Genomic DNA, 16,224 nt, shown 5'->3' on the forward strand with positions numbered 1-16,224 from the left:
TTGAGCGATGGCTCTGTTACCGGTCAGTTGAAATTAGGGGACGCGTTTGCCGACAGCGGCGGTTGTTGCGCGGCATCGCTCTGCGGAATTTGCGCGATGTCTGCAACCCTGCGAACCGCACCCGCCTCGACCAGACCGCCCAATGCTTTCTGCATGAGGTCGACGGCATTGGCGAAAGCGTCTACCGGCATGATGATCCGCTGGCGAAAGACGGGTTTGGGATTGTTGTTGGCATCGCGTTCGGTCGGTGAAAGCGACATCAGGTCGATCCGCACAATCGTTCCGGTAACGGTGATTTCACCGATGCCATCGGCATATAGTTCGTTGTTCATTGTCGTCTCCCAGGTTGAGGGTTAGGTCCTTCAGGCGGCGTGAGCGTGCTCCCAAGGCGGGAACGGGTCGTGGAGATCGTGCGCGGCCTGCGGATCAAATCCATTCTCTGATCCGATCAGGCAGTCATCGAGCGCAGCGCGGATGGCACTTTCGCAAAGACCCGCTCCTATGAAGACAAGCTCCTGCCGGCGGTCACCCCAAAGGGCGCTCCAGTTCTTGTCCAGCAACGCAAGAAATTGCGGATGACGAGGCCAGTGCCCCTTCGGAACTGTCGCCCACCATAGCCCCTTCGATTCGATCCGATGTTGCACGCCTGCGATCGACAACAGGCCGATCCAGTCGGGCCGGGTGGCGAGCCAGAAGTGTCCCTTAGCCCGGATGAGGCCAGGCCATTCCCGGCCGAGGAAATCCTTGAGTTTGGACGGATCGAAAGGCCGGCGGGCCCTGTAGACAAAGCTCGATATGCCATATTCTTCAGTTTCGGGCACGTGGTCTCCCCACCCGTAAAGCTCCTTGTGCCACAGCGGATGGCGGGCCGATTTGGCCTCGCTGAAAAGGCCAGTATCGAGAATCACCGACAGCGGCAGATGGCCGAAGTCCGTTTCGATCACGCGCGCATCGGGATTGAGCGCCGCAACGACGCGGCGAAGAGCGTTTCGCGTCTCTTGGGTCACCTCGGAAATCTTGTTTATAATGACGACATCCGCGAATTCGATCTGTTCGACCAGAAGATCGACCAGCGTTCGCTTGTCGTCATCAGCGCGCGTTTCGCCGCGATCGCTGAGGAGGTCGGCGCTGGAATAGTCTGTCATCAGATTGACCGCATCGACGACAGAGACCATCGTGTCGAGGCGGGCGATATCGCTAAGTGCCGCACCCGTTTCATCTCGGAAGGAGAAGGTAGCCGCGATCGGCAAGGGTTCCGCAATGCCCGTTGCCTCGATTAACAGGTAGTCGAACCGGCCCTCCACCGCGAGCCGGCGGACTTCACTCAGCAGGTCATCGCGTAGAGTGCAGCAAATGCAGCCGTTCGTAAGCTCGACCAATGTCTCATCCGTTCGCGAAAGTTCAGCACCGCCGTCGCGAACAAGGTCTGCATCGATATTGATCTCGCTCATGTCGTTGACCAGAACCGCCACACGCAGGCCATCGCGATTGCGCAAGACATGATTGAGGATGGTGGTCTTTCCTGCGCCAAGAAAGCCTGCAAGGACGGTCACAGGCAGCCGGTTATCACCGTTCATCCGAGCCCGTTCCTCTCTCGTTTCGCCGCCCGCTTCGGTCGGAAGGTGGCATAAACGTGGGTCCGATTTGCAATATCTGCCCGCCTTGAACAGGCCGGCTGCTCCATAGGCGGACACACGATTGCCGCCGAGAGATGACGAAAGCCCGCCCGGATTGACGGTTGTGGTTCAGGAGGTGAAAAAGCTGTCCCGGCATTACCGACATACTCAGACGCTTGTCACTCTTCACGTGGCTTCTCAACATGTGGAACCGCCCCCTGGTCCGTGTGAGACTGATTTACTTCGCCTATCTTGCCAACTTTCTCGCGTTCGCGAACCGCACCAATCGGGAGTAGTCTCTACCGTGTCGGTATCCCCCGATGTGATGAGGGTTGCCAGCTTAACAACGATGGCAAACCAGCCCAGGCGAGAAACCCGGCTTTGGCACACGTCAAATCGCCGCCGGAAAGGCAGCGTTCGAACACGCGTCGATTCGAGGAACTGCGGGCTAGTTGATACCCCATGCCAGCTTCAGTTCCCGGGGTCGGCGCTCGTATCCGTTCCGCCGGAAAGAAAGCCCGGAATGACGAGATTTTTTTGAACGCCTGCCAAGGCCGATTTTGCAGCAAAAGGGCCGTAAGCGATGGCTCTGATGACAGCGTCGAAAGAGACCGCGCAATATCTCGTTAACCTTCCGTTAACCACTTTCTCACTACACCGGAGCAACAGAAAATTTACCAAGTTGAATGATGTGTTAACAGAACCCCGACCGATCCGTCTCAAGGGACGTTCCTTCCTCGCGCTTGCGCTGACACCCGAACTGCCGCTTGACGCCTGGCTGGTCCAGCTCGACCACCTAGCCGCCCGTTCCGCCGGATTCTTCTTGCGCCGGCCGATTGTACTCGACGTGCAAGGACTGGAGATCGAGCGCGCCGAGCTACGAGATCTCGTCAATCAGCTTGGTATGCGGAATGTCCGAATCATGGGGATCGAAGGCGCTCGATCCTCATTACTCGGCCCGGACCTACCGCCCGCGATGACGGACGGGCGCCCGGCTTCAGACGTCGAAGTACCTGCCAGCGAAAACGCTGAAAAGGAAGATCCTCCCGAAAACCCGCTCACCTGTGCCCCGACATTGCCCAAAGCGATGCCGTCGATTGTTGTCAGTCAACCGGTGCGCTCGGGACAATCGCGCCACTACCCTGAAGGGGACGTGACCATCGTTGGTTCGGTCGCCTCGGGCGCAGAAGTGGTCGCGGGCGGATCAATCCATATTTACGGCGCACTGCGTGGACGTGCGATGGCGGGGACCATGGGCAATTCTTCGGCGCGCATCTTTTGCCGGAAACTTGAAGCTGAGCTGATTGCAATCGACGGTTTTTATCTAACTGCCGAGGACATGGAGCCAGGGCTGCGCGGAAAAGCAGTCCACATCTGGCTCGAAGGCGAAACGATCAAAGCTGAAGCTCTCAGCTAATCAAAGACGTATTCCTACTGAATTGGAGAGGTAAATGGGCAAGGTAATCGTGGTGACGTCGGGCAAGGGTGGCGTCGGCAAGACGACATCGACTGCTGCATTGGGCGCAGCACTGGCACAGAGTGGCGACAAGGTCGTGGTGGTCGATTTCGACGTCGGGCTACGCAATCTTGACCTGGTGATGGGGGCGGAAAGACGCGTGGTTTATGACCTCGTCAACGTCATCCAGGGCGAAGCCAAGCTGACGCAAGCGCTGATCCGGGACAAGCGGGTGGAAACACTCTATCTGCTGCCGGCGTCGCAAACCCGTGACAAGGAGAATCTCACTGCTGAAGGCGTCGAGAAGGTTATCTCCTCACTCAGAAGTGCTTTCGACTGGGTTATCTGTGACAGCCCTGCCGGCATCGAGCGTGGCGCAACCCTTGCCATGCGTCATGCTGACGTGGCGATCGTCGTAACCAACCCCGAAGTTTCTTCGGTCCGCGATTCAGACCGTATCATTGGTCTGCTCGATTCCAAGACGTTGAAAGCCGAGAATGGCGAGCCGATGGAGAAACACCTGCTGCTGACCCGCTACGACTCGGCGCGCGCAGATCGTGGCGACATGCTCAAGGTGGATGACGTGCTTGAGATTTTGTCGATCCCGCTCCTCGGTATCATCCCAGAGAGCATGGATGTCCTGCGCGCCTCCAACGTGGGCGCTCCTGTTACTCTGGCGGATGGGCGTAGCGCCCCGGCGATGGCCTATTTCGAGGCCGCCCGGCGGCTGAAAGGTGAAACACTGCCGGTCACCATTCCGGGAGAGAAGCGAGGTTTCTTCGGCAAGATCTTCGGAAGGAAAGCGGCATGAACCTTTTCGGATTGTTTTCCCGATCGCAATCTGCACCTGCCGCTCGCGAGCGGCTCCAAGTGCTTCTTGCCCATGACCGTGCCTCAACCGGAGATTCAGACCTCGTCACCAAGTTGCGCGACGAGATCCTTCGTGCGATCTCCAAGCATATGCAGGTCGACAGCGACAAAGTCAGCGTCAAATTGGAGCGCGGCATCCAGGTCTCGACGCTCGTTGTCGATGTCGAAATTCCGTTTGATGCAGCAAGGAAGGCGGCCTGACGGCCGCCGACTACACTGTCCACCGGCGCGCTGAAACGCTGAAAAATTCCTGAAAATGGCAGCTTTCCAAAAGGCGCCGTCCAGTCGCATTTACTTTTTCAGCTAGATTCCGTCGCTGCAGACAAAGCGCTCCCTCGCGGCCTGGGACACAGCTGGATAGCGAAATATTAACATACCGCATTTCTGCGGCGTCAATCGCGCCGTGCCCCGAGCATGCCAGGCAAGAACAGTCTGCAAAGCACCCGCAGGGCGCTTTGCAGTTATCGACCTCAGCTCCAGGCGTGGAGGGGGGCTTTTCACCGTTGAGGGGTCCCACGCGCCGCGTTGCCGTTCTTTCAAGCCTCCCCCATTCAGCATCTTATTGCTGCCGCGCCGCGCGCAACGCACGAGCCAGCGGCTCATACTCCTGTCGCCCTGATTTTTCGAACTGCGCCGACAACAGGCCGTTATCGCAAGGCCGCTCGTCGTCCCATCCAAGATGACTGATAATGGGGTAAAGACATATGCCTTCGATTGGGACCCCGGCCTTCATCGCCGCACGGACCTCGGCGTAGACGTAGGTAATCCAGCTTGCACGCCGCTCCGCCTCGATCCCTGTCTCCGCGATAAAGACCGGCTTGCCATACCGGGCGTAGGTTTCGATCAAGATCGTCCGCAGCGGCTTGTAAAGCGGGTGATCCATGTCGATAGGCGGCCCGCCATGAATCCATTGGTTGTTGTGGTAGTAGTTGACCCCAACGATATCGAGATATTTTTCCGCACCCCCGATCTGCGGCCACATCCGGCCGGCGATCAGGTCCCAACCTTGATATTGGGATTGACGGTGACCTTCGGCAACGCGCCGCTCCCATTGACGGGCCGGATCGGTGACGACGTTGATGACCGGGTCGCAGTGAACGAACCGGGCTCTCGGATCGACCGCAAGAACAGCCTCCATAGCAGCAACCGAACCGCGCGCCAGTTGAACCTTCAATTCGAAACCGCGTCCATTGGCAAATGGATTGAGGTAACCGGCATCCCCGCCGCCCCAGGAGAAAAATGAGATTTCGTTGACGGGAGAGTAAAACGGCACCGCATCGCTATTGTCGCGAACGACCCTTGCTGCAGCCCCGGCAAAATGCGCAAAACGCGCGATGAAATTCGGTGACCAGACATCGACGTCGTCAGGCCAGCCGTAATGCAGCAGATCCCAGATCACCTGGGTTCCGGTCTCGTTTGCCGCCTTAAGCATGGGCAGGAAGCTCGACCAGTCGTATTCTCCAGCGCTCGTTTCGATCAGATGCCAGCGCAGCCCGTCTCGAACGGTGCGGATTGAGTGCCGGGCAAGCTGCGAATAGTCGCTTGCGGCGTAGACGTCATGGCCGGTTGCCGCGATCACATCCAGCCGCTTTCCGACCGTCTCGCCCTCACGTGCACGCAGCCGGTGCGTGGAACACTCGAATCCGCCTTGCAAAAAGGACTTGAAAAGCCCGGTTGGCCCACCCTGTTTTCGCTCTGACGCAACCTGCTCAATGAGCCTCTCCCACTGTGGTACGACGGCGCCAGCACTGTAATAGGTTTCCACTTTGGAACGTAAAGTCTGGCCAAGCCTGCTGCGCAACGCGGCCGACGAAATCAACTTTTTCATAGCTGCAGCCACGGAGTCCGGATCTCCATAGGGTACAAACAAACCGGATACGCCGTCGTCAATCTGTTGCAAGGCGCCATTGTCTGGCGTTGCGATCACTGGCAGGTATGCAGCACCAGCCTCTGCGATCACATGCGGCATGCCCTCGCCCCTCGACAGCCAGGTGAAAATATCAGCGGCCGACAGTAGGGCCGGAATGTCCTTGCGGTCCCCCAGGAAAGTCAGCACGCCGGCCAATCCACGGGCGACTGCGAGCGATTTCAATTTCACGGCATAGTCCGGCATGAATGCGTCCGGTCCGCCGACGATCATGAATCGCGCATTTACATCTTGGACATGCACGATCGCCGCAGCTTCGATGAAATCCTCAACGTTTTTCTTGGGGTCGAGACGGCCCACCCATGCGATTAGGATGTCGCTTTCCGCAATGCCCAGCGACGCGCGCATGCCAGCCCGTTGAAAAGGATCGAACTCCGACAGATCGACCATCGAAGGGATTTCGATAGCGTCGTTCTCCCGCCCCCGCATCACCGAGGCTGCGGCGTCGCGGATGGACCGGCATACACCGACATAGCGATGGGTAAAATGCTTCGGCCCTGCGAGGGCTTCCGACACAAGGCCGCCATGCTCTATCAAAGGCGGGCGCAGGTGAATGCGTTCGAGCGCCGGATAGATGTCGGCAACATTCTGACAGGAAACGACAACATCGTATCCCGATATCTTGCTTGCAAGATAGGACACCGTATCCTGGAACGACAGTTCGTAGGGCGTCGTGTCCACGTCAACACCGAGTGCCTGCAGTTGTGCATGTGTTTGTTCCGGCATGTTTGGTTTGCGGAAACACGCCACAACATCGAGCTTGTAGCGGGCACGGTCGAGGTTGCGGGCGAGGAGGCGGACCTCGGTTTCCTCGCCGCCGACCACCAACCATGCGAAGACGAACAGGATACGAATGGGCGGCTCGATCGGACTCATTCCTGGACCTTGAAAACGATCTGCAAAAATTCGGGCCGGTTTTCTACAAGATCGGCGAGGAATCTTGGACCGTCGTCGAATGGCACGATATGGGTAATCATATGTTCACGGATCAGGCTACCGTGGCTCCTCATAAGTTGCACGGTTTCTCCTGAGAGCCGGCGTCTGTCCCAAAGCGGCGCCAGACCACGCGGCACGCGATTGATCTGGGCGCAGCGAATGTTAAGGCCGTTGTGATGAAATTCCTCGCCCAGCCGCAGCGCATCGGCCCCACCCTGATAGAAGGCAAGATCGATTACGGTACCCTGGAGACGCAACGCTTTCAGCGCCACATGCAGGCTGCGGGAATGGGCGCGCGTCTGGAAGACGACATCGGCGCCTCGGTCACTGCCACCGTTGTGCCAGCTTGCTTTCGCGTGCTGCCAGACGTCCTCCTCACTCATGGCCATCAGGCCCATAGCCTTGGCTTTGCCGCGTCGAAACTCCGAAGGGTCGGCGATGATGACACCTGACGCGCCCAGTTTCTGTGCGAACAGCGCCGTCATCAAACCGACCGTGCCGGCACCGAGGACCACCACCTGACGGCCCGCAATACCGGATCCGAGACTGTGAACGTTGCTCCCGAGCACATCCGCATCGGCATGCAGAATGCCATTGGCCGCAATCGGCCCCATCTGCGCGACGAAAACGCCGAGAATGGGATCGACGTCGGCCGGCAGCGGCACGAGCATGTCATGGAACGGATCGGCCGTGTGGCCGCTCTTGTGCGCATAGGTCGTGGCAAGAACGCCACCGTTTTCAAAACCGGTGGCTTTCGATTCCGATACCCGGGCCACTTCCATATAGCCAAGGAATGGAACGGGATAATGCAGATCAGGCTGGTTTTCGATGAATACGCCACGGCCGCCGTCGAAACGGGAGTGGAAATATGGGTTGGTATTCTTCATGAAGGTCAATTCGGTTCCAGCGGAAAAACCGGTGTAGAGCGTATCCAGCCGGACCTGGCCGTCGGCGGGTGGCCCCTCTTCGTACTCTGTAAAGAATGCCCTTCCCGGGCTTTGGATCCCCAGCGAGCGAATATGACGATGGCCGGGCGGCAGCCCTCGAGGAGCCTGCGTTTGTACCTGGTGCTGAAGCGGCGCGGTCGAGTTGCGGCCCACGACAGGTGCGTCGAGCCTGATCGGCTCGCCGCTGCGTGCTGAAGTTTCAACTGCGAGCGCCAGCCGGTGTGTTGCCAGCGCATCTTCGTAGGTGCAGCGAATGTGATTTTCTCCACCGCGCACGGCATCGATGAAATCGCGATCTTCGCGCCAGACCGGATCGCCTTCGGCATGCCTCACGGGCCTGCCGGAACCCACATCGACCATGATATCATGGTCGGTCAGTTCTATTGCCAGCCGGTCGGCAAAGATATTCAAGCCAACCTTGTGGCTCCAGCCGAGAAGGCATGTCGAGGATATGTTGGCAATCACCCCGGACTGAAAGGTGAGGCTTGCCGTAGTGACGGCTGGTACGTTGAAGCCGGGGAATTCAGGGCGGTCCTTGAACCCTACGCGACCATAGACCTCCGTCACTTCTCCGATCAGATAGCGCGCAAGATCGACGATATGCGTCGTCTGCTCGACCATCTGGCCGCCGGACCGATCGGACTTCCACCACCATTGCGGCGGGGGGGTCTGGTCCAGCCAATAGCCAGAAAGAAGCTGGGCAGGGTTGCCGGCCAAAAGCGTGCGCGCCTCTTCGACGGTATCGAGGTATCGCCAGTGGTATCCCACAGCTGTGATCAGCTTTGCCTCTTGGATCGCGGCCGACAATTCTTCGGCCAGGCCGATATCGAGCGTGATCGGTTTTTCGACAAAGAAAGGGATACCGCGGGCAATCAAATCCCGTTCGGCCTCACCATGGGCGAAGGGCGGAATGCAGATATAGACCGCGTCGAGCGCCTCTTGTTCCAGCATCGTCCTATGGCTTTCGAATGCCTTCGCGCCAAATCGAGATGCGGCTTGTGCGGCACGCTCGAAGTCCGGGTCGGCAAAGGCCACCAGTGACACATCTTCGAAACCGGCCAGAATATCGAGGTGCCGCTGGGCAATGCCACCGACGCCAATGAAGCCGATGCGTATCTTGTTCATGGAAGCATGTCCTTGTGTTTCGTCTTCTTGGGCTGACAGAAAGCGCCGGTAGACGGTGGCGGTCTCATCCGCCATCCGCTGCGCTGAAAATTCGGTCTGGAAACACTGCCGGGCGTCTTGCGCTGCTGTTTTCGCCTGATCGGGGTGATCTAGAGCCTTAATGATCGCACCAGCCAAAGAAGCGGGATTTCCGCTGTCCGCAAAGAACGGATAATCCGGTCCCAGTGCCTCGACAGTACCGCCAATCCGGGTTGCAACGACAGGCAGTGCGAGCGACATCGCTTCGAGCAGCGCCAACGGTAGTCCCTCAAATTGCGATGGGAGGACAAAGAGATCAGCACTGGCCATCAGCTCGGCGATATCGGTGCGATGCCCCAGAAACCGGACATGCGGGTCGAGTCCCAAATCCTCGACGAGCGCCTGAACAATCTCCATTTCCTCGCCCCTCCCGACAAGAAGCAGGACGGCTGAAGGGCATCTTGCAAGAACCGTTGGCATTGCCCTGATCAGAGTAGCGTGATCCTTCTGCTTGGAAAAACGCGCGACCGTAAGAAGCACCGTTTTTCCAGCGAGCTCCGGCGCGGCCTTTTCTGGCCTGCCGTCTGCTTCCAATGCGAAAATCCCGTTCCGAACGACGGTCATGCGACGAGGGTCGGTACCATTATTTGTGAAACTTGAACGCGATGCGTCTGAAACGACGATATGGTGCGAGAGAATCTGGCTTTCGCGCTCGTAGTCTGCCTTCTGGTCGCTATCGGTCAGAAGATAGGGAAGATGGTCCGTGCGGATGACAGGGATACCGCCCGCAGCCCCAGCTCTGGCGACCTCGTGGCCTTCCCAACCAATGCCGGCGTGGACGTGGAGCAAAGATGCGCCATGGGAGCGCAGCCAAGCCGTGAAGGTGTCGTTGTCGTCGATAGCTTTGATCGTAAGCCCGCAACGAGCGGCTCGGCTGAGCAATTCGGCGTCAACGCCCGCCAGCGTTACGTCGAATTGCAGTTGAAGCGCCCGCCCAAGCAACAGCATGTGCTCGCCCATGCCGGATGGATCGAGGCTATCCGTCGCAAGAACAATCCGGGGACGTATGCTGGTCATTGGACGTTGGCAGCCACGGCATCGCTTGACACGGCCTTCGTCATCCGGCGGTACGTCGCCAGCGCCTGGCCCACAACCTGATCCATATTGTAATATTTATAAGTTCCCAGCCGGCCGACAAAAGTGACGTCACTGCGCTCACGAGCCAACGCCTCGTATTGCTTGTAGAGTGCCTGGTTTTCCGGCCTGGGGATCGGGTAATAGGGATCTCCGTCAGCACAGGCGAATTCATAGCAAATACTGGTCTTCGGATGAACCTGCCCTGTCAGGTGCTTATACTCGGTTATCCGGGTGTAAGGTACGGACTCCGATGGAAAATTGACGACGCCGACCGGAAGCATGCGCCGGGTGTCGCGTGTTTCGTGCTGGAACTTCAGGCTGCGATAAGGCAATCGGCCGAAACGATAATCGAAATACTCGTCGATCGGTCCGGTAAAGATCGTATGCGCCGCCAGATTTTCTCTGCGGATGTCCGCATATTCCGTGCCGGTCATGACCGTAATGTTCTCGTGGTCGAGCATTTTTTCGAACATGTGGGTATAACCATGAAGCGGCATAGCCTGATAAGTATCGAGAAAATAGCGGTCATCCGTACTGGTCCGTGTCGGCACCCGCGCCGTCACGGCTTTGTCGAGCTGCGAGGGATCTAGCCCCCATTGCTTGCGGGTGTAACCCTCGAAGAACGTCCGGTAGAGATCGCTGCCAACCTGCGACACCACCACATCCTTCGACGTCACGATCGGATTGCAGGGCTCGGCCCGGCCGGCTAGAAACTGTGCTGCCTGCTCCTCGTCGCGGAGATCGACGCCGTAAAGCTCATTCAGCGTCGTTCTGTTGATAGGCACAGGCAGTTGACGACCGCCAACATCGGCGAGTACCCGGTGCTCGTAGGATCTCCAGGCAGTGAAGCGCGATAGGTAATTGAAAATCTCTTCGCTGTTGGTGTGGAAGATATGCGGACCATATTGGTGAATGAGAATGCCGTCGTCATTGTGGAAATCATAGGCATTACCGGCGATGTGCGGGCGCCGGTCGCAGACAAGCACCCGCTTGTTGTCGGCGGACGCAAGCCTCTCGGCCAGGACCGAACCGGCAAACCCTGCCCCGACAATCATGTAATCGTAATTGGCTGCAGGCTTGGTCCCGGATCGATCGCGATAGTTCCGTTTTGCAGGTTGCTCCGGTACGAGGCGCCGCGTCACGGCCTCGTCAATCAACGCATTCATTGCCAAAAACATTTGGTCCCAGGATGAACCTGACAGCATGGTATCGACCGATGCAAGCCAATCGGTACCGGACGTCTTCAGAGCAAGCGCCTCATCGCACGCAGCTGCAAAGCTATCCGCATCTTCAGCAATGAACACGCCTTCACAACTTGCGTAATGGCGCACGACGTCCCTAATCGGGGTACTGACGACCGGACGTCCGGCAGCAAGATATTCAGGAGTCTTGGTCGGGCTGATGAACTTTGTCGCTTCGTTCATGGCAAACGGCATCAGGGCGGCATCCCATCCCGAAAGATAGGCCGGCAATTCATCATACCTCTTTTGGCCGAGATAATGAATGTTCGAAGCCTTGGGCAGGTCCTCGGAAGCGATCTTGGCGACGGGGCCGATGAGGATGAACGACATGTTAGGTCTGGATTTCGCCACGGCACCGATCAGGGCAAGATCGAGGCGCTCGTCGATGACACCATAGTAGCCAAGCTTCGGGCCTGTGACGGATCCTTGATCGGATGGCTCCTTGCGGTCACGTCTGGCCGCTTGAAAATGGTTGACATCGACGCTCGACGGAAAAGGGTGAATGTTGTCGTGCAGATGGCGCTTGGCCTCGTACAGACTGTGTCCTCCGGTGAAAACCACATCGGCGCGGGCAATCAAGGCCGCTTCTGTTTCCTTCAGGCGGAGCGGTGCGAATTTGAAGTTTGCCAATTCGTCCATGCAGTCGTACACGACCGCCGCCGCATCCACATGACGGGCAAAATTGTACATCATCGGCGTATAGAACCACAGGATCGGACGTGTCGCGTTGTTCAGCGTCAGGAGGTCATCAAGGAGTTTACTCAGCGCCTTTTCACGATCGGATTCGTTCCACCCATGCGGAATACGCGGACGAACGGCCTTGACAGTCGTACCTTCGAAAGGGTGGATTTCCAGATAGGCAAGATGATGGTCTGTCGGAATGAACTCTTCAAAGAAGAAGACCTGGCGATCGCTGGCAAAGCGACCCATCAGATGTTGCGGACGCTGCAACACGAAGTCCCAGCGTAAATGAGAGAAACAAATCAGCGGCGCGTTGCGGTCAGATTCTGCGTGCGACGCTTGAAAAAACGAACTGGAGAGATTCATTGCACATCCGCTGTTGAGAGACGGAGACAAACTGTATTTCCGGAGCTTTGTTCCGCGTTTTCTTAAAACATTTCTAATGTGCTTCAAAACCGATCAGCGCCTGCAACTTTCGCACCGAATGCGGCCAGGTCCAGTTGTCGATGACCATCTGTCTTGGCGAAAACACGGAGAGTGTCGCCAGCATTTCCGAAATACTCTCGTGAAATTCATCAGACGAGGCCGCTCGCCCGGTCTGTGGCGTAATATATTGCAGTCCACAACTGAGCGCGCTGTTTGCAAGGACTGGCAAGCCGGCGAGCATATACTCGGTCAAGATCGCGGGCGCCCCATCGTCGATACCGCAGACGACGCCGATCTTAGCCTGGTTCATCAAGCGGTTGACTTCAACGAATGGCACTCCGGGTGGACCGATAAAGTCGACGTTAATCTGCATGTCGCTCGCGCGCGCCCGCAAATCACTGGCCATTTCCCCATAGCCAAAGACGCACAGCGCGCGAACGGAACGCGGCAGCCTTGCCAAGGCGTGAAAGAGGATGTCGTGGCGCTTGTAGTTTTGCGCCGCCGCCACATAAATGATGTCGTAGGGCTTTGGACCATCAATCGGGAAGAACATAGTGTCAGATGCGAATTCCGGTCCGATCGGCAGAATAGCGGTCTTCATCCCCGGGTGCCGGCTACTTACCTCGTCTGACTGCCACGCGGCACCGGTGAGCACCAGATCGAAATGTCGACTGACCTCAGGCGGAATTCGCAATGCCGGCGCATCGATGGAGTTATAGATTTTGAAACTGTTTTTGCAGGCCGTGAGGAGGTCTTGCGAAACACCAAGTCCCCAGACGCAAAGGATATCCGGTGGCCCGAATGTCAGGATGTGAGCCATCATGTCGTTGGAAGAAATCGGTTCTTCCGGGCCATTCATCTGAAACGAGCGCCGGATGAGGCGCGGCGCGGCGCGCAGATCCGCCTGTGGAGCGTGATCTCCGCGCCAATGCGTCCATACCTCGACCGCATCCACGATGCCTGCTTTCAGGCAAGCCAGAGGCAGGCGCTCGATATATCCGCCCTCCACTGCGAAACCATGGCGCTCATTCACAGTATCGACAGGCTGGCCGCGGGCACCGCTCCCCCATTGATGGCAAAATTCTTCGATTGTTGGCACGCTTGCAGAAAACGTGTCCCCTGCCTGAAAATCGCTGATGACGACAAGCCGTCTGAGTTTCGTACTGTGCGTCATGATAAGGTTCGGACCTCCCGCTTGTCGCTCTTTCGACCCAGCGCGACCGCGTCGATCGGCAGCCAGCGATTTGTAAATTTCACTAGGACCGGAGCCGAGGATCGCAATGCTGGCAAGCTTGCAACTGGCGACTTGACGTCGGGGCAATTGGCGATGGTCACAGCCTGGGAATTTCATCGGCTTTAGAGCCGATCGATCCAGTTTGATCAAGCTCGCGCTCCTCGTCGATGGCGGCCATCCGGCTGGTGGCGGCCTCGACGATCGCAGTGAGGAACTCTACGCGCGTCCAGCCGACAAGGTGTGCTTCTTCGACGAGAAGCTGCACTGCGTAATCCACGGTTTGATCGAGTTCTACCTTCCGCTCTGGGTGACCCGTCTGCTGGCTCGGAGGATCAATCATCATATCGCCTTTCGAAACTTGGATAAGGGCGCAAGCTTACCGGTTGGACACTCAACACCAAGAAAGATCTCGTCTTCACCGTCACATCATTGGCCGCGCGGGGCGCAGGTTTTGCCTCATGAAACCGGCGCTCGAACAAATTGTTCCACGGTCTCCGCCCGCCCGCGCCTAAGGCTCTCGCACACCGAAATTGAGAACGGAACCGACCGCCCCGTGGAACGTTGAGGATGGCGGCGCGGCCCGCCAATTTCCTCAGCGCCGCAGGGACAAAAAATGACCAGGAAGAACTTTCTGACAGCAGCTGCGTTGTCCATGCTCATGGTAGGACCCGCACTTGCACAAACGGCCGAGGACCCGGCGGTGACGGCATGTCGATCTACCGGGCTGGTCGCTCTACAAGCCCAATCATCAGAGATCACAGGGCTGGTCTTCGATGCTGAAAGTCTCGCCATAAGCGCAGCAGATACAAATGTCGAGGACGTTGCCATCAAGACCGTCATCCTCGGAGAGGCCTATATCGAGCGGAAGGGTGTCGCCGGGAAGGCCGATCGTTTCGTCTGCCTCGTCGGTGAAAAAGGCAAGGTGCTGCTCACCTTCTTTACGGCGAAATAGCAGCCTTCGTGCGTGGCCGGGTGCGGAACATTTAGCCGCCGTCAACGGTTGCGCCACAGTATTTAGAAAGGAATGACGATGGCAACTTACAAAGACGAACGCGGCGATACCGTTTCAAGTGCGCAAACGGAAAAGGTCGTACAGGCAACTCCCGTGCAGGCGCGTCAGGGGCTGCTTGGAAGGCCGGTATTGATGGTGTTGATCGGCGGCCTTCTTTTGGCGGTGATAGCGTGGGCGGTGGCAGGCAGCTACGGCGAGGCGATCGACAACGACGCCGCCACCGACAGCAAGCAGACCACGACGGGCGATATCAACGCGGTCGTGACGCCAAAGGATCAAACTGTCATCGATAACACGCCGCCTGCCGGAGAGAAAATGCAGCCTGCGCCGACTGATAGGGATCCCACGCCGGAATCCGGTTCAGGTGGCGAATCGCAATCCACTGCCCCGGCGGGCACCGAAAAAACACAGTAGAAGGTCTTCAGCATGGACGATAAATTCACACCCGATCCGAACGTAGAGCCAGCGCCGCTCGTAGACGAAGCGCTCGCAGCAACCGGCCGCACGGCCGATGACCACGAAGAGTTTACAGCGTTGCGGGTGGAGGTGGCACGCTTGAAAGAGGCGGCGCGGGAAACCGCATCTGGAGCGGGACGTTTGGCGATGGAAGACGTTCGCGAACGCGTCAGGGCGCAGCCGCTCACATCGGCTATCATCATTGGCTTTCTTGCTTTTGTCTACGGAGCTACGCGATAAGTGTGCTGTCATTTGATGCGATGATCGCCTGGTAGCTGGCCAAAGCTCTCTTTGTACCTACGGGCAAAATGCGAACGCGAAGAGTAGCCGGCTGCCTCGGCGGCGGCAAAGCTGGACGCTCCCGAGGCAAGGGCCCTTTGGCCTGCCCGAAGCCGCTCGTTTAGCACAATCGTGCGGAAGGACGTGCCTTCGGCTGCAAGCCTTCGGCGAAGGGTTGAGGCCCCAAGCCCAAGATGGGCGGCGACGCGCTCCACTGTCCAAGCTTCTGATGGAGCGCTGCCGATCAACCAGGCCACCTCGTCTGGCACGCTCGCTTCAAACAGAGGCCGGGCAGCGGGCATTGGCCGCAGGATTGTCAGCACTTCCGTAAGCCGCACTGCCTTGACCGCTTCTCCCAGTGTTTCGCTGGCGATCGCCGTGGCCGCGTGAGCCAGCGTATCTACAAGATCCTGGTCTAATGAGATGCGGAACTGCCTGTCGCCATTGCGCATGCTTTTCTTCTCGTCTCCCAAAAGTGGTGCCATGCCCGCTGGTAGTGCCGGCACTTCGAGCAGCAAGGACTCATATGGCGCGCTCCGTCCCGCCGGTATATTGACGACATCCATCGGCACCCGTCCGGGCAAAACGAAGACGGTGCCTGGTTCGAACACATGGGTCGTATTGCCGAGCCAGACCTCCTTCAGGCCGCGCAACAGGATACCAATGATAGGGCAAGGCAGTTCAATCGCCTTCAGCCGTTCCCGGTCCAGCGTGCAATACGAAAAGAGCTGCCGGCCGTGCGCGTATCGCCCCGCGATTCCGTTCGGAGCCATCATTGGTCTCAAACGCTCTACCAGCATGGAACGCAGATAGGTGTCATCAGCATGTTTGTCATGAACGTTCATGACCGGAACGATACCGCA

14 protein-coding genes are annotated in these 16,224 nt (G+C 58.0%); 6 read left to right on the forward strand and 8 right to left on the reverse strand.

What is annotated here, in order from left to right; genetic code table 11:
• Positions 1-23: 23 nt before the first annotated feature.
• Both ACP7BS_RS09815 and ACP7BS_RS09820 read right to left on the reverse strand, forming a co-directional pair.
• Positions 24-332, reverse strand: coding sequence for a hypothetical protein (locus ACP7BS_RS09815; protein WP_426230514.1), 309 nt, complete (start codon positions 330-332; stop codon positions 24-26).
• A gap of 30 nt (positions 333-362) precedes the next feature.
• Entirely contained in the window at positions 363-1,577 is a 1,215-nt protein-coding gene (locus ACP7BS_RS09820; RefSeq protein ID WP_426230515.1) for a GTP-binding protein, read from the reverse strand.
• Between the two features lie 721 nt (positions 1,578-2,298).
• Between ACP7BS_RS09820 and minC the strand changes: the two genes are divergently transcribed.
• The 3 genes from minC to minE are packed head-to-tail and all read left to right on the forward strand — an operon-like array spanning position 2,299 to position 4,143.
• Positions 2,299-3,033, forward strand: coding sequence for a septum site-determining protein MinC (gene minC / locus ACP7BS_RS09825; RefSeq protein WP_426238069.1), 735 nt, complete (start codon positions 2,299-2,301; stop codon positions 3,031-3,033).
• A gap of 34 nt (positions 3,034-3,067) precedes the next feature.
• Positions 3,068-3,883: a septum site-determining protein MinD gene (gene minD / locus ACP7BS_RS09830; protein WP_426230516.1), complete on the forward strand. Its 816-nt coding sequence runs from the start codon at positions 3,068-3,070 to the stop codon at positions 3,881-3,883.
• A complete protein-coding gene (minE, locus tag ACP7BS_RS09835; RefSeq protein WP_426230517.1) occupies positions 3,880-4,143 on the forward strand; it encodes a cell division topological specificity factor MinE in 264 nt (87 codons plus the stop codon). The genes minD and minE overlap by 4 nt, the downstream gene beginning before the upstream one ends.
• 358 nt (positions 4,144-4,501) lie before the next feature.
• Here minE and ACP7BS_RS09840 read toward each other — a convergent pair whose 3' ends face one another.
• The 5 genes from ACP7BS_RS09840 to ACP7BS_RS09860 all read right to left on the reverse strand — a co-directional run bounded on the left by ACP7BS_RS09840 (position 4,502) and on the right by ACP7BS_RS09860 (position 13,957).
• On the reverse strand, positions 4,502-6,745 hold the full coding sequence (locus tag ACP7BS_RS09840) for a glycosyltransferase (protein ID WP_426237852.1): 2,244 nt from the start codon (positions 6,743-6,745) through the stop codon (positions 4,502-4,504).
• Positions 6,742-9,972, reverse strand: a complete 3,231-nt coding sequence (locus ACP7BS_RS09845) for a glycosyltransferase (RefSeq protein WP_426237853.1) — start codon at positions 9,970-9,972, stop codon at positions 6,742-6,744. The genes ACP7BS_RS09840 and ACP7BS_RS09845 overlap by 4 nt, the downstream gene beginning before the upstream one ends.
• Positions 9,969-12,320, reverse strand: a complete 2,352-nt coding sequence (glf, locus tag ACP7BS_RS09850) for a UDP-galactopyranose mutase (protein ID WP_426237855.1) — start codon at positions 12,318-12,320, stop codon at positions 9,969-9,971. Before glf ends, ACP7BS_RS09845 begins: the two co-directional genes overlap by 4 nt.
• Positions 12,321-12,393: 73 nt before the next feature.
• On the reverse strand, positions 12,394-13,764 hold the full coding sequence (locus ACP7BS_RS09855; RefSeq protein ID WP_426237857.1) for a glycosyltransferase: 1,371 nt from the start codon (positions 13,762-13,764) through the stop codon (positions 12,394-12,396).
• The gene (locus tag ACP7BS_RS09860) at positions 13,712-13,957 is read right to left on the reverse strand and encodes a hypothetical protein (RefSeq protein WP_426230521.1); all 246 of its coding nucleotides are present in this window, start codon (positions 13,955-13,957) and stop codon (positions 13,712-13,714) included. The genes ACP7BS_RS09855 and ACP7BS_RS09860 overlap by 53 nt, the downstream gene beginning before the upstream one ends.
• A gap of 270 nt (positions 13,958-14,227) precedes the next feature.
• Here ACP7BS_RS09860 and ACP7BS_RS09865 point away from each other — a divergent pair, with 270 nt between their 5' ends.
• The 3 genes from ACP7BS_RS09865 (at position 14,228) to ACP7BS_RS09875 (ending at position 15,322) form a co-directional block, all read left to right on the forward strand.
• On the forward strand, positions 14,228-14,566 hold the full coding sequence (locus tag ACP7BS_RS09865) for a hypothetical protein (protein WP_426230522.1): 339 nt from the start codon (positions 14,228-14,230) through the stop codon (positions 14,564-14,566).
• Between the two features lie 78 nt (positions 14,567-14,644).
• On the forward strand, positions 14,645-15,040 hold the full coding sequence (locus ACP7BS_RS09870) for a hypothetical protein (protein ID WP_426230523.1): 396 nt from the start codon (positions 14,645-14,647) through the stop codon (positions 15,038-15,040).
• A gap of 12 nt (positions 15,041-15,052) precedes the next feature.
• Positions 15,053-15,322, forward strand: a complete 270-nt coding sequence (locus ACP7BS_RS09875) for a hypothetical protein (protein ID WP_426230524.1) — start codon at positions 15,053-15,055, stop codon at positions 15,320-15,322.
• 8 nt (positions 15,323-15,330) lie between these two features.
• Here ACP7BS_RS09875 and ACP7BS_RS09880 read toward each other — a convergent pair whose 3' ends face one another.
• On the reverse strand, positions 15,331-16,206 hold the full coding sequence (locus ACP7BS_RS09880) for a helix-turn-helix domain-containing protein (protein ID WP_426237859.1): 876 nt from the start codon (positions 16,204-16,206) through the stop codon (positions 15,331-15,333).
• Positions 16,207-16,224 lie beyond the last annotated feature (18 nt).

It is taken from the genome of Pararhizobium sp. DWP1-1-3 (assembly GCF_049896125.1).
GTDB lineage: Bacteria > Pseudomonadota > Alphaproteobacteria > Rhizobiales > Rhizobiaceae > Pararhizobium.